Here is a 13196-nt window from a genome sequence, read left to right as displayed (position 1 = left end):
CTAGCGCGGGCGAGCGTCCAGCAGAGGAGGAGCAGGCATGAGAGCAGTCAGGTTTCATTGTGCACACGACATTCGCGTGGAGAACGTGCCGGACCCGAGCGGCATCGGCGCAGATCAGATGATCGTCAAACCGATGTGGTGCGGCATCTGCGGTACCGACCTGCATGAATACCAGGCGGGTCCGATCGTCGTCCCGACGGAGCCGCATCCGCTGACGGGGGCCAAGGCGCCGCAAGTGCTCGGCCATGAGTTCAGCGCCGAAGTGCTCGAAGTGGGGCGGGACGTGAAGAACGTGCGGCCGGGCGACCGCATATCGGTCATGCCGCTGGCATCTTGCGGGCAGTGCTATTACTGCGTGCGGGGCATGCGTCACCTTTGCACGAAGATGGGGTGCGTCGGCTTGAGCTGGGACGGTGGGGGCATGGCGGAATATACCGTTCTCAATGACTATCACGCGAACAGGCTGCCGGATAACGTCAGCGACAAGCAGGGCGCCCTGATCGAGCCCGCGGCGGTCGCCCTCTATGCGGTGGATCGCGGCGGCGTGACGGTCGGCTCGTCTGTGCTGATCACGGGCGCGGGGCCGATCGGCGTGCTGGCGGCGCTCGCGTGCCATGCGGCCGGCGCCAGCCAGATCTTCGTGAGCGAACCGAACCCCGCCCGTGCCGCAAAGATGTCGGAGTTCGGCGTGACCACGCAGATCTTCGATCCCACGGAGGGCGAGTTGCCGGAGAGGATTCGCGATCTGACCGAAGGCGTGGGGGTAGACGTGGCGATCGAATGTTCGGGCAACCAGCATGCACTGAACGCATGCGTCGACGCCGTGCGGTCGGCCGGCGCGGTCGTTCAGGCCGGCTTGCACGTGGGGACCGCCACCGTCGATCCGATGAAGTGGTCGCTCAAGGACATTCACATTGAGGGCACCTGGTGCTATCCGGTCACCATCTGGCCGCGCATCATCGGCATGATCGCGAACGGAAAATTCCCGGTGGAGAAACTCATTCACGACCTGATCGACGCGGACGACGTCGTGGCCAAGGGCTTCGACGCCCTGAGCGACAAAGGTGGCGACAAGATGAAGATCCTGATCAACCCGCAGACGACCTGACAAGCGAGCACGCACGAATGACTGATCAAAACAAGGTGAAAAAGCCTTCGATAGGCTGGATTGGCCTCGGCAAGATGGGCACACCCATTGTCCTCAACCTGCTCAAGGCGGGTTACGACGTGGTCGTGTACGACGTGGATCCGGGACGCCTCGGCGAACTCGCTACGCACGGCGTGAGGCCGGCGCCCGATATCGCGGCGCTCGCGGCATCGGCGCAACTCGTCTTTTCCATCATCCCCGATGACGCGGTTCTGTTGAAGGTCGCGCTCGGGTCGCAAGGTGTGTTCGCGAACCTGCCGGCGGGCGCCGTGTATGTCGACATGAGCACAGTGTCGCCGGCAGCGTCCGCAGCCGTTCGCGACGCTGCGAGAGAGCGGGGCATCGGCTATATCGCGGCGCCGGTCTCGGGCAGCACCGTCCTCGCGGAGAAGGCCCAGCTCACCGTGTTCGCGTCGGGCCCCAAGGATGCGTTCGACGCTGCGCGCGGTGTATTCGAAGCGATCTCGGCACGCCAGTATTACGTTGGTGAAGACCAGCAGGCGCGCTACCTGAAGCTTGCCATCAATCATCTGGTGGGGTCGACCGCGGTGCTGCTTGCGGAAGCACTCACGCTCGGCAAGAAGGGCGGCCTCGACTGGACCGAGATGCTGACCGTGATCGGCGATAGCGTCGCGGCTTCGCCGCTCATCAAGTACAAGCTCGATCCGCTCAAGCAGCGCGATTTCAAGCCTGCGTTTTCAGCGCGGCAGATGCTCAAGGACATGTCGCTGGTGGTGGATGCCGGCGAAGCCGCAGGTGTGCCAATGGCGGCCGCCGCCCTGGTGCGCAAGCAGTTCGCCGAGTATGTGGACGCGGACGGCGCGGAACTCGATTTCTTCTCGATCGTGCGCGCGGTTGAATTGAGCTCCGGCTTGCACAATTGAGCGCCGCTCGCATCACAACTATCAGGAGTCGCATATGCATTACACCGTTTATTGCCTTGACCATGACGGCATGGTGGAACGCCGCCTGTCCCACTACGACGCCCACAAAGCCTATCTCGCGACGGCGCCGGTCAAAATGGTGATGTCCGGCCCGCTGCTTGCGGCGGACGAGAAGACGATGATCGGCAGCTTCTTCCTCTATGAAGCCGACGACATCGGACAGGTTGTCCGCTTTAATACGAACGATCCGTTCAATGAGGCCGGCATCTGGAAGAGCGTCGACATCCGCCCGTTTCTCAAGCGCGTCGACAACCGCTGATCCATGCTTCACGACCGATAAAACGCCATGCGTAATCTCGACGAAAACACCATCACTGATGCGGTACTCAAGCGCCACGAGGGGGCGTCCAATGTCCGTCTGAGGGCGGTTATGACGAGTCTCGTCCGGCATCTTCATGATTTCGCGCGCGAGGTGCAGCTGACCGAAGAGGAGTGGGAAGCGGGTATCCGCTTCCTGACGGAGGTCGGTCATATCACGGACGGCAATCGTCAGGAGCTCATTCTGCTCTCCGACACACTCGGACTCTCGATGCTCGTCACCGCAATGGCGAACAGGAAGCCCGTCGGATGCACCGAGGCCACGGTCTTTGGGCCGTTTTTCGTCGGCGGAGCGCCAGTGCATCGCAATGGCGACGACATTGCCAACGGTGCCGGCGGCGAGCCATGCTTCGTCTCAGGCCGCATCATGGGGCTCGAGGGCGAAGCTGTGCCGAATGCGCGGATCGAGGTCTGGCAGGCAGATTCGGCTGGCTTCTACGATGTTCAGTACGAAGGCGATACGCACCGGGCGCGGGCAGTGCTGCACAGCTTGCCCGATGGTTCCTATCACTTTCGCTCGATCGTGGCAGAGCCTTATCCGATTCCGCACGACGGGCCCGTAGGCAAGCTCCTGGCCGCGCTTGGGCGCCACCCGTGGCGGCCCGCTCATCTGCACTTCATGATCACCGCGCCCGGCTATGAGCGGCTCGTGACCCATGTGTTTCGCGACGGTGACCGCTACCTCGATTCCGACGCCGTGTTCGGCGTGCGCTCGTCGCTAATTGCAGACTGGATTCACCATGAAGAGGGCGTGGCGCCCGACGGCACGCGCATGCAGTCGCCGTTCAGCACGCTCGCTTTTGACTTTGTCCTGAACCGTTCATCATGACACCGAGCATCGCGACGCCATTCATCTATTCCACCCGCGCGACCCGCATTGTTTTCGGCGCGGGCTCGCTCGCGCGGCTCAGTGACGAACTCGACGAACTCGGCATCCGGCGCGCGCTCGTGCTTTCGACGCCGGAGCAATGCGCGCTGGCCGAGCGCGTGCGCGAGCTGGGCGGAGGACGCTGCCATGCGATATTCGATCGGGCAGTCATGCACGTGCCGGTCGAAACCGCCGAAGCCGGTGTCGAGGCGGCTCGCGATGCCGGAGCCGATGGACTGGTCGCGGCAGGAGGCGGCTCCACACTGGGCTTGGCGAAGGCAATCGCGCTGGAGACGAGCTTGCCGATCGTCGCGATCCCCACGACTTACGCGGGCTCCGAGGTCACTCCCATCTACGGGCTGACCGCCAGCAGCGAGAAGAAGACCGGCAAGAGTCATCGCGTTTTGCCGCGCACGGTGATCTATGACGCCACGCTCACGCTGAGCTTGCCGGTGGGGCTGACCGCCACCAGCGGACTGAACGCCATCGCCCATGCGGCTGAGGGCTTGTACGCGCAGGACATCAATCCGGTCATGTCGATGTTCGCGGAAGAGGGCGTGCGCAGTCTTGCGCGAGGCCTGGTATCGGTATGCGAACGTCCCGACGATCTGGCTGCTCGAGAAATCACGCAATACGGTGCATGGCTTTGCGGCACTGTGCTGGGCAATGTGGGCATGGCCTTGCATCACAAGCTGTGCCATACGCTTGGCGGCACCTTCAATTTGCCGCACGCGCAGACGCATGCCGTGGTCCTGCCCTACGCCATGGCGTTCAACCTGCCGTCGGCGCCCGATGCCGCTCAGCGCCTGCGCCGGGCACTCGATATGAGCGATCCAGTGGCTGCGCTCTTTGATCTCGGCCGGGCCTTGGGAACGCCCCGTTCGCTTGCCGAGCTCGGCATTCAGGAGCGCGATCTCGACCGCGCCGCGGAAATCGCCATGCGCTCGCCGTATTTCAATCCCCGCGCACTTTCCCAAAGTGGCATCAGGCAGGTATTGCAGATGGCGTTCGAAGGCGTCCGCCCGACCATGGCGTCGTTTGGTCCTCCGTAAAGTCCGGCTTGAATAGCCGACGGATACACCGTTTAACGCACGCGGCTGCAAAAGCACGAAGCAGGCAGTCGTTTCCAGAATATCTCAACGAGTAACGTTCATTTCATGAAAAATCGCGCTCTTATCATCGGGGCCAGCGGCATCGCAGGCAGCAATCTGGCCGATCGGCTGATCGAGGCCGGCTGGGGAGTCTACGGGCTTTCACGCGGCCGCACACAAATGTCGCCAGCGGTTCAGCCGATCATTGCCGACCTGGCATCGGCGGAGTCGGTGCGGGCCGCGCTTCACTCGCTCGACGTAACTCACGTGTTCTTCACCGCCTGGGCGAGGCAGGCGACCGAGCTCGAGAACATCCGTGTGAACGGCGCCATGGTCAGCAACGTACTCGATGCGCTCGAAGCCGGGCCGTCGAAACTCGAGCATGTTGCCTTGGTGACCGGACTCAAGCACTATCTCGGCCCCTTCGAGGCTTATGCGACAGGCGCCGTTCCGCAGACACCGTTTCGCGAAGAGCAAGGCCGTCAGAACGTCGACAACTTCTACTACGAGCAGGAAGACCGCGTATTCGCCGCGGCACAGCGTCAGGGTTTCACATGGAGCGTTCATCGGCCGCACACGATCATCGGATTCGCGGTTGGCAACGCGATGAACATGGGCACGACGCTCGCAGTCTATGCGACGCTTTGCAAGCAAGCGGGACTGCCTTTTGTTTTCCCTGGCTCGGCGACGCAATGGAACAGCCTGACCGACATGACCGATGCGCGCCTTCTCGCCCGGCATCTCGAATGGGCCTCGACGTCGGAAGCGGGTCGCAATCAGGATTTCAATATCGTCAACGGCGATGTTTTTCGCTGGAAATGGATGTGGTCCCGTATCGCAGACTATTTTGGCGTCGAGGCGGTCGCGTTTGACGGAGAAGTGCGCCCTCTAGAAAGCCGCATGCGCGACGCGGGCACACAATGGAGACAGATTGCCGCGCGCTTCGATCTCGTGGAGCCCGACATCGACAGGCTTGCATCGTGGTGGCATTCGGACGCCGACCTCGGACGTCCGATGGAAGTGCTTACCGATATGTCGAAGAGCCGCAAGGCCGGTTTTCTGGACTTTCAGGCGACCGATGAGGCGTTCTTCGATCTGTTTGACCGGCTGAAAGCGCAGCGGATAATCCCTGCGTGATAACTGACCGGACGCACATGTGGTCCGCCTTGTCGTCCGTCGCCCGAAGTATTCGACCGGTCCGGGAGCGCCGCCGCAATGAGACCTTTTGAAAGCCGACCAGTCTCTTTGTCGGCTCGCCCGTCGAGAGAGGCAGACTTATGCACGCGTACTGGCCGTTCGCGGCACGCAAGGGCAGGGCCGCTATCTGCTTCGGGCTTTTGTCTGGGTTAACCAGCTTGAGGCAGCGGCGCAGCGGCTTACATTAAAGGACTGCGTAGACGATGCGGGTGATGTAGCATCTCTGCCGTGACCTGCAGTGCCTGTCGACAACCCTCGCGATCTTGCGGGCCACCCAGACAAACGCGGATCGTATTCGGCGGATTGCCGTCCGTCGAAAAAGCCGCCCCCGCCACCGCCCCGACGCCCTGATTGCGCAATTGCAGCGCAAGCTCCGACGCACTCCAGTCACACTGCGGCGGAATCGGCAACCACAAATGAAAGCCATCCGACTGCGCTTCGTAATGCCAGTCGGCCAGTTCCTGTGAGGCAATGGTCTGACGCACGTTCGCTTCCTTGCGGATCGCGTCAAGCATCTCGTGCGCGGTGCCGTCGTTGACCCATTGCGTCGCCAGCAGCACCGTGAAAGGACTCGGCATGACGGTCGTCGCGCGCAACGCGCCCGCGACGCGCTGCGTCTGCCTCGCTGTCGGCGCGCGCAGATACGCAACGCGCAGCCCTGCGCCGAAGGTCTTCGAAAACCCCGTCACATACCACGTCAGTTCCGGCGCAAGTGATGCCAGCGCAACCGGCCTGTTCGCCGGCAGCCAGCCGTATGCGTCGTCTTCGATGATGGGAACGCTGTAGCGCAACGCGACATCGGCGAGCGCTTCACGCCGCTGCGTGGAAAGCGTCAGCGTGCTCGGATTCTGCAAGGTGGGATTGCAGTAGAACGCACCGGGCTTTCCGGTCTTGCACAGCGCTTCGAATGCATGCGGCAACGGTCCTTCTTCATCGCGCGGCAGTGGTTGCAAACGTACGCCGAGTTGCGATGCGATCGCCTTGATGCCAGGGTACGCAAGCGTGTCGAGACATATCGTTTCGCCGGGCCGCGCGAGTTGCGATACCAGCGCCACGAGTGCGCTATGGATGCCGGGGCACACCAGCACCATATCGTCTTCGCATTCGGGCAGACGCTCTTTCAACCACGCACGTCCAGCCGCGCGATCGTCGGGCGTGCCGCCAAAATCCTGATAGCGCAGCAGCCGGTAAGGATCGGTGTGGGCGAACAGATGCGCGGACGATTCACGCAGCCGTGCCGCAAGCTCGGGCGGCTCGGGCGGCATGTTCATCGACATCTCGACGCTGCTGCCGCCCGCGAGCGGCAAAGTCTGCGTGCGTCCGCGCACGAACGTGCCGCTGCCCGCGCGTGCATCGAGCAGGCCGCGCTTGCGTGCTTCCGCATAGGCGCGCGCGACGGTCGTGTAATTCAACTGCAATGCACCTGCCAGATCACGTAGACCAGGCAAACGGTCGCGAGGACGCAAACGGCCGCTCGCCAGATCTTCCTCGATCAGATCCGGTATCACGAGATATGCCGGTTTGCGGCTTTCAGTGAGCCGCTTGAGCCAATGATGCGTGAGACTGTCCATGCTGTATTCCCGGTGCGAAAGCGTATGCGTGAGCGTGAAGGTCTTATTCAAAGTACCACGCGAATCGCGCAAAAAAATATCGGTTTTCATTCAATCAGAAACTTGATCGCATTGATTGGATGAATGCACGCTTGCGGGGTATCGCGCACCATCCGCACGCAAAAGGCGCTGCGTCGTTGTGCGAAACCGATGCATGCGAATCTGTCGCCGATACCCAAAACCCCGTGCCGGACAAGGCTCGCAAAGATTTTTTCGGATCGCTCGAACAGTCGCGGTTTGATTGATTGGAAGTTGATCGCATGAACCGGGCCGGAAATTGGCATATCCGTTGCGTTAAGTGATTCGCCAATCGGGATATTTCCGGTTGAGCAATCCGATCAATTACGCGACTTATTGGAGAGCGCTATGCCTGCCGTCAACAAACCTCTGCATCAGAAAGGCGACTACCTGGTTGACTACGAAGAAAAAGTCTTTCCTGACGTCAAGGCCGAACCCGGCGAGAAAGCGCTCGTCACTTTTCATACCGTCGCATTCGAAGGCTCGATCGGCTTCGTGAATCTGCTGCAGGCAACGCGTCTGCAGCGTAAGGGCTTCGATACGTCCGTGCTGCTGTACGGTCCTGGCGTCACGCTCGGTCTGCAACGCGGCTTCCCGACACTCGGCGACGAAGCGTTCCCCGGTCATCTGAACTTCAACAAGCAGCTCGTCAAGTTCATGGAAGAAGGCGGCAAGGTGTACGCATGCCGCTTCGCGTTGCAGGCGCTGTACGGTCACGGCGAGGCTTCGCTGATCGAAGGCATTCGCCCGATCAACCCGCTCGACGTGCTGGACCTGCAGCTTCTCCATCGCAAGGAGAACGCGCTGATCATCCATACGTGGACTGTCTGAGCGAGCCGGGTGCCGATCATGTCCGAGCAGCGAATCATCCGTGCAGCGGCGGTGCAGATTGCGCCCGACTTCGAGCGTCCCGGCGGCACGCTCGAACGGGTTTGTACCGCCATCGACGAAGCCGCGGCGAAAGGCGTGCAACTGATCGTCTTTCCCGAAACTTTTGTGCCGTACTACCCGTACTTTTCGTTCGTGCGTCCGCCTGTCGCGTCGGGCGCCGAGCATATGCGGCTCTACGAGCAGGCCGTGGTCGTGCCGGGTCCCGTCACGAAAGCCGTGAGCGAGCGCGCGCGCCGTCATTCGATGGTGGTCGTGCTCGGCGTGAACGAGCGCGATCACGGCAGCCTGTACAACACGCAGCTCGTGTTCGACGTCGACGGAAGGCTCGTGCTGAAGCGCCGCAAGATCACGCCGACGTTTCATGAACGGATGATCTGGGGACAAGGCGATGCAGCGGGGCTGAAAGTCGCGCATACGGGCATCGCGCGAGTCGGCGCGCTTGCGTGCTGGGAGCACTACAACCCGCTCGCGCGCTATGCGCTGATGACGCAGCACGAAGAGATCCATTGCAGCCAGTTCCCGGGCTCGCTGGTCGGTCCGATTTTCGCCGAGCAGATCGAGGTCACGATCCGTCATCACGCGCTCGAATCGGGCTGCTTCGTCGTCAATTCGACGGGCTGGCTGAGCGAAGCGCAGATCGAATCCGTCACCACGGACCCAAAGCTTCAAAAGGCGCTGCGCGGCGGCTGCATGACGGCCATCGTGTCGCCCGAAGGCCAGCACCTTGCCGAGCCGCTGCGCGAAGGCGAGGGCATGGTCGTCGCGGATCTCGACATGTCGCTGATCACGAAGCGCAAACGCATGATGGATTCCGTCGGCCATTATGCGCGGCCCGAACTGCTGAGTCTTGCCATCAACGATCGCCCGGCGATGCCTGTCGCGCCGATGGCGACGTCGTTCGAACGCGCGGACGCCGCGCCTGAAAATACGAGTGGAGGTCAGGATGAATGCCAGCATGAACCTGTCGCCGGCTGAGCCGCGTACGCAGCGTCAGATGATGGAGCTGCGCACGGAGTTGCAATCGGCGGGGCTGCGCCTCGTCGATCCGAATGCGGGTGCGGCGAGCCGTCGTGGTGGCGCGGGTCCGTCCGACCACAAGGCCGTGACCGTGGATGGTGTGACGATCATGGTGCCCGTGCACACCAGTTCCGCGTGGAATTCGCCGTTCGTCGCGGGCGCGCCGGATGAAGCGGGCGCGAGTGCGTTGATGCGCGGTACGATTCCGATCGCCAGCATTAGCTTTCCGAAAGCGCCGCGCTTTGCGCAGTTGCAAACGCTCGACGGTGTGCCGTACTCGCACATCGCGACGCTGCACGGCACCGATGTGCTCGCAACCACCGTGCTGCAAACCTGCATCCGTTACGAGAGCCGCAAGAAGACCTGCAAGTTCTGCGCGATCGGCCAGTCGCTTGCAGCGGGCCGCACGATTGCGCGCAAGACGCCGGAGCAGCTTGCGGAAGTAGCGCGCGCTGCGGTGCTTCTCGACGGCGTCAAGCATATGGTGCTCACTACCGGCACGCCGCCCACGTCCGACCGCGGCGCACAGATCCTGTGCGAAAGCGCATTCGCGATCAAGGCTGCCGTCGATCTCCCGATCCAGGCGCAGTGCGAACCGCCTGACGATGACGCATGGTTCGAGCGTATGAAAGCGAGCGGTATCGACACGCTCGGCATGCATCTCGAAGTAGTGACGCCGGAAGTGCGCGCGCGCGTGATGCCGGGGAAAGCCAGTGTGCCGATCTCGCGCTATCTGGAAGCGTTCAAGGCGGCCGTTGCCGTGTTCGGCACGGGGCAGGTCAGCACGTACATTCTCGCGGGTCTCGGCGATACACCCGAAGCGATCCTGTCGATCTCGCGCGAACTGATCGATATTGGCGTGTATCCGTTCGTCGTGCCGTTCGTGCCTATCAGCGGCACGCCGCTCGAAGATCATCCCGCGCCTTCGCCTGAATTCATGAAGTCGATCCTGGTGCCGCTCGGCGCAATGCTGCGCGACGCGCAGATGCGTTCCGCCGATATCAAGGCCGGTTGCGGTAAATGCGGCGCGTGTTCGTCGCTGGCATCGTACGAGGATTGATCATGTTCTGCGAGACATTCGACGAACTCGATGCACTGCCGCTCGCCTTCACGCCTGCCGAGTACCGCGTGAAATGGGCGACGCTGCCGTGGGAGAGCAAGGAAGCGTATGCGTTGCGGCGCGCGGTGTTCTGCGTCGAACAAGGCATTTTCGTCGGCGACGATCGCGACGAAATCGACCGTGATGCGAAGCTGCTGGTTGCGCTGAGCTGCATTGCGGGCGTGCCGGAACAGGTGGTCGGCACGGTGCGGATTCACGAAACGCAGCCGCGCACGTGGCTTGGTTCGCGTCTCGCGGTGCATGCGGCGTTCCGTTCGCATGGCAAGCTCGGCTCGACGCTGATTCGTCTCGCTGTGAGCAGCGCCCACGCACTGGGATGCGATACGTTTCTCGCGCACGTGCAGAGCCAGAATGTGCCGTTGTTCAGGCGGTTGCACTGGCAGACGGTTGCGGAAGAAACGTTGTTTGGGCGGTCGCATCATCTGATGCAAGCGGACCTCACGCACTATCCGCCGTGTTTTTCGCCGGAAAGTGGCTTCGTCACGTCATCGCGAGGCCGCTCATGAGTTTGCACGGGCTCGTTGAACGTCTGCGTGAAAGCCGTGGCTTTCGCCATAAGACGGATATCGCAGGCGTGGTGGCGTCGCTGGCGTCGCGTCTTCCGAACGGCACACGTGATCTCGCGCAAGCCGTTGCAGTCGGCGACGATTGCGCGGCGATCGCCGACGGCGACGGCTATCTGCTGTTCGCGATCGAAGGCCTTGTCAGCGATTTCGTCGAGACGATGCCGTGGTTCGCGGGCTACAGCAGCGTGATGGTCAATATCAGCGACGTGTATGCGATGGGCGGCCGTCCGCTTGCCGTCGTCGATGCATTGTGGAGCGATGGGCTCGAATCGGCGGAACAGATTCTGGCGGGCATGGCGGCGGCATCGAGCGCGTATGGTGTGCCTGTCGTTGGCGGGCATAGCAATACGCGTAGTGCGGAGCCGCAGCTGGCGGTATCGATACTCGGCCGTGCGCGCGCATTGCTGTCGAGCTTCAATGCTCGGCCGGGCGACAGCCTCGTGATGGCCGTCGATCTGCGCGGCCGTTTCGAAGATCCGTATCCGTTCTGGAACGCTTCCGTGGGCGCACCAGCTGAGCGCCTGCGCGATGATCTCGAACTGCTGCCGCAGCTTGCTGAAAGCGGCCTGTGCGAGGCGGCGAAAGATATCAGCATGGCGGGCGTGCTCGGCACATCGCTGATGCTGCTGGAATGCTCGGGTGTTGGCGCGCGTATCGATCTCGATGCGATCCCGCGTCCAGACGGCGTGGACTTCGAGCGCTGGCTGAGCGCATTTCCGAGCTACGGCTTTCTTCTCTCTGTGCACGAGGAACATGTGGATGAGGTGCACGCTTGCTTCGCGCAACGCGGCCTTGCATGCACGACGATCGGCAGCGTGGATGCGTCGCGTGAAGTGGTGCTCACGCAGCAAGGTGATTCGGCGTTGCTGTGGAACTTCAGGGAGAGCGCATTCATCGGCGCGCCGGTGGGAGAGCCGAAATGAACGGCACGGCAATGCGCATTGCGCTGTTCACGCATTCCGTGAATCCTCGCGGCGGCGTGGTACATACGCTCGAACTAGGGCGGGCGCTGCATGAAGCCGGGCAGGACGTCACGATCTTCGCGCCGTCCGTGGGCGGGGCGCCGATGTTCCGCGCATCGCCTTGCCGCGTGGTACTCGCGCCAGCCGCTGCGCACGGCAACGATACGGTGATGATGGTACAGACGCGGATCGACGCGTTGAAAGCAGCGTTGCTCGAAGAGGGCGCATCGGGCTTTGACGTACTGCATGCACAGGACGGCATCGGCGGCAATGCGCTCGCGGACTTGCGCGAAGCGGGCTCGATTCGCGGCTTCGTGCGCACGGTTCATCACCTCGACGCATTCGCTAATCCGCGCCTGAGTGCGTGGCAACAACGTGCCTATGCGGATGCCGACACGGTCCTGTGCGTCAGTGACACGTGGACGCGCAAGATGCGCGACGAGTTTGGCGTGACGGCATCAACGGTCAATAACGGCGTGGACGTAGCGCGCTTTCGTGACGTCGGCAGCACGGATGTTTGCACTGAGTTCGGCCTGAGCGGCAAACCGATGGTGCTAGCGGTAGGCGGCATCGAAGAACGAAAGAACACATTGCAACTGCTGGAAGCGTTCGCGTTGCTCCGGCAAACGCATGCCGAAGCGCAGCTTGTGCTCGCAGGCGGCGCGAGCCTGCTCGATCACGATACCTACACGCAGCGCTTTATCGCGCGTGCGGCGCAGGTAGGGCTTCGTATCGGCAAACATGAGCCAATCGTAGTCACAGGCCCGCTCGAAGACGCAGCGATTCCGGCGCTGTTTCAACGCGCGGACGTCGTATCGATGATGTCTTTACGCGAAGGTTTCGGGCTGGTCGTGCTCGAAGCGCTGGCAGCGGGCACGCCCGTCGTCGTCTCGCAGATCGAACCGTTCACCGGCTATCTCGACGAACGCGTCTGCTGCTGGGCGCAACCCGATGACGCGACAAGTATCGGCGACGCGCTGCGCCGCGCGTTGCACGAACGCGGCGGCGTCGACTTCGAACGCGCGGTGCCCGAACTTCTCGCGCGCTTTAGCTGGCGCGAAAGCGCGCGTCGTCATATCGCGCTGTACGCGAATCACGTGCAGCGCATCATGCAGCCGCTCGGTGCGTGAATCTCTCACTCAAAGGATATGTGATGCCAGTCATGCACTTCAAGGTCCAGTGGCCGGACGGCAGCGAGGCCAACTGTTATTCACCTTCGACGGTGGTCGGCGAGTTCTTCGTCGCCGGTCAACGCTATGCGCTGGGCGATTTTGTCGAACGGGCGCGCAAGGCGTTGCATATCGGCTCCGAACGCGTTCGCGAGAAGTACGGCTTCGCATGCTCGGCGGCGATGGATCAGCTCGCGCAGATCGAAGAACTTGCGCAGCGCTTTGCCACCGACCCGCACGCGGAAGTCAAGGTCGTCGAACTAATTTGAATCCCGAAC

The 13196-nt window shown here is 62.3% G+C and carries 15 protein-coding genes; 13 read left to right on the top strand and 2 right to left on the bottom strand.

Features of this window, described 5'->3' with window-relative positions; all coding sequences use genetic code 11:
• The first annotated feature begins 37 nt into the window (after positions 1 to 37).
• From J2W46_RS31140 to J2W46_RS31115, 6 genes are all read left to right on the top strand, one after another.
• The gene (locus tag J2W46_RS31140) at positions 38 to 1108 is read left to right on the top strand and encodes a 2,3-butanediol dehydrogenase (protein ID WP_204520860.1); all 1071 of its coding nucleotides are present in this window, start codon (positions 38 to 40) and stop codon (positions 1106 to 1108) included.
• A gap of 17 nt (positions 1109 to 1125) precedes the next feature.
• Positions 1126 to 2031: an NAD(P)-dependent oxidoreductase gene (locus tag J2W46_RS31135; RefSeq protein WP_310359259.1), complete on the top strand. Its 906-nt coding sequence runs from the start codon at positions 1126 to 1128 to the stop codon at positions 2029 to 2031.
• Between the two features lie 34 nt (positions 2032 to 2065).
• Positions 2066 to 2350 carry a YciI family protein gene (locus tag J2W46_RS31130; RefSeq protein WP_020066070.1) on the top strand — a complete coding sequence of 95 codons (285 nt, stop codon included), beginning with the start codon at positions 2066 to 2068 and terminating at the stop codon, positions 2348 to 2350.
• A 27-nt stretch (positions 2351 to 2377) separates the two neighbouring features.
• Complete coding sequence (locus J2W46_RS31125) at positions 2378 to 3238, top strand: intradiol ring-cleavage dioxygenase (RefSeq protein WP_310359256.1); 861 nt, start codon at positions 2378 to 2380, stop codon at positions 3236 to 3238.
• A complete protein-coding gene (locus J2W46_RS31120) occupies positions 3235 to 4329 on the top strand; it encodes a maleylacetate reductase (protein ID WP_020066068.1) in 1095 nt (364 codons plus the stop codon). Before J2W46_RS31125 ends, J2W46_RS31120 begins: the two co-directional genes overlap by 4 nt.
• Positions 4330 to 4434: 105 nt before the next feature.
• Complete coding sequence (locus J2W46_RS31115; protein WP_310359251.1) at positions 4435 to 5505, top strand: SDR family oxidoreductase; 1071 nt, start codon at positions 4435 to 4437, stop codon at positions 5503 to 5505.
• A 239-nt stretch (positions 5506 to 5744) separates the two neighbouring features.
• Here the strand turns inward: J2W46_RS31115 and J2W46_RS31110 are convergent, their stop codons facing one another.
• Together J2W46_RS31110 and J2W46_RS31105 are read right to left on the bottom strand one after the other, a co-directional pair.
• Positions 5745 to 7136 carry an aminotransferase-like domain-containing protein gene (locus J2W46_RS31110; RefSeq protein ID WP_131319527.1) on the bottom strand — a complete coding sequence of 464 codons (1392 nt, stop codon included), beginning with the start codon at positions 7134 to 7136 and terminating at the stop codon, positions 5745 to 5747.
• Positions 7137 to 7222: 86 nt separating this feature from the next.
• Positions 7223 to 7459 carry a hypothetical protein gene (locus tag J2W46_RS31105; RefSeq protein ID WP_310359248.1) on the bottom strand — a complete coding sequence of 79 codons (237 nt, stop codon included), beginning with the start codon at positions 7457 to 7459 and terminating at the stop codon, positions 7223 to 7225.
• A gap of 82 nt (positions 7460 to 7541) precedes the next feature.
• Here J2W46_RS31105 and J2W46_RS31100 point away from each other — a divergent pair, with 82 nt between their 5' ends.
• The 7 genes from J2W46_RS31100 to J2W46_RS31070 are packed head-to-tail and all read left to right on the top strand — an operon-like array spanning position 7542 to position 13187.
• On the top strand, positions 7542 to 8024 hold the full coding sequence (locus J2W46_RS31100; protein ID WP_012403844.1) for an MSMEG_0572/Sll0783 family nitrogen starvation response protein: 483 nt from the start codon (positions 7542 to 7544) through the stop codon (positions 8022 to 8024).
• An 18-nt stretch (positions 8025 to 8042) separates the two neighbouring features.
• Positions 8043 to 9059, top strand: a complete 1017-nt coding sequence (locus J2W46_RS31095; protein WP_310359245.1) for a Nit6803 family nitrilase — start codon at positions 8043 to 8045, stop codon at positions 9057 to 9059.
• Positions 9028 to 10161, top strand: coding sequence for an MSMEG_0568 family radical SAM protein (locus tag J2W46_RS31090; protein ID WP_310359241.1), 1134 nt, complete (start codon positions 9028 to 9030; stop codon positions 10159 to 10161). Before J2W46_RS31095 ends, J2W46_RS31090 begins: the two co-directional genes overlap by 32 nt.
• Before the next feature lie 2 nt (positions 10162 to 10163).
• Positions 10164 to 10727: an MSMEG_0567/Sll0786 family nitrogen starvation N-acetyltransferase gene (locus J2W46_RS31085; RefSeq protein WP_088174440.1), complete on the top strand. Its 564-nt coding sequence runs from the start codon at positions 10164 to 10166 to the stop codon at positions 10725 to 10727.
• Positions 10724 to 11710: a sll0787 family AIR synthase-like protein gene (locus J2W46_RS31080; protein WP_310359238.1), complete on the top strand. Its 987-nt coding sequence runs from the start codon at positions 10724 to 10726 to the stop codon at positions 11708 to 11710. Before J2W46_RS31085 ends, J2W46_RS31080 begins: the two co-directional genes overlap by 4 nt.
• Positions 11707 to 12879, top strand: coding sequence for an MSMEG_0565 family glycosyltransferase (locus J2W46_RS31075; protein WP_310359235.1), 1173 nt, complete (start codon positions 11707 to 11709; stop codon positions 12877 to 12879). Before J2W46_RS31080 ends, J2W46_RS31075 begins: the two co-directional genes overlap by 4 nt.
• 23 nt (positions 12880 to 12902) lie before the next feature.
• A complete protein-coding gene (locus tag J2W46_RS31070; protein WP_310359232.1) occupies positions 12903 to 13187 on the top strand; it encodes an MSMEG_0570 family nitrogen starvation response protein in 285 nt (94 codons plus the stop codon).
• Positions 13188 to 13196 lie beyond the last annotated feature (9 nt).

The organism is Paraburkholderia strydomiana, from assembly GCF_031456815.1.
Lineage (GTDB): Bacteria > Pseudomonadota > Gammaproteobacteria > Burkholderiales > Burkholderiaceae > Paraburkholderia > Paraburkholderia caledonica.
This window is presented reverse-complemented; position numbering and strand designations above follow the sequence as displayed.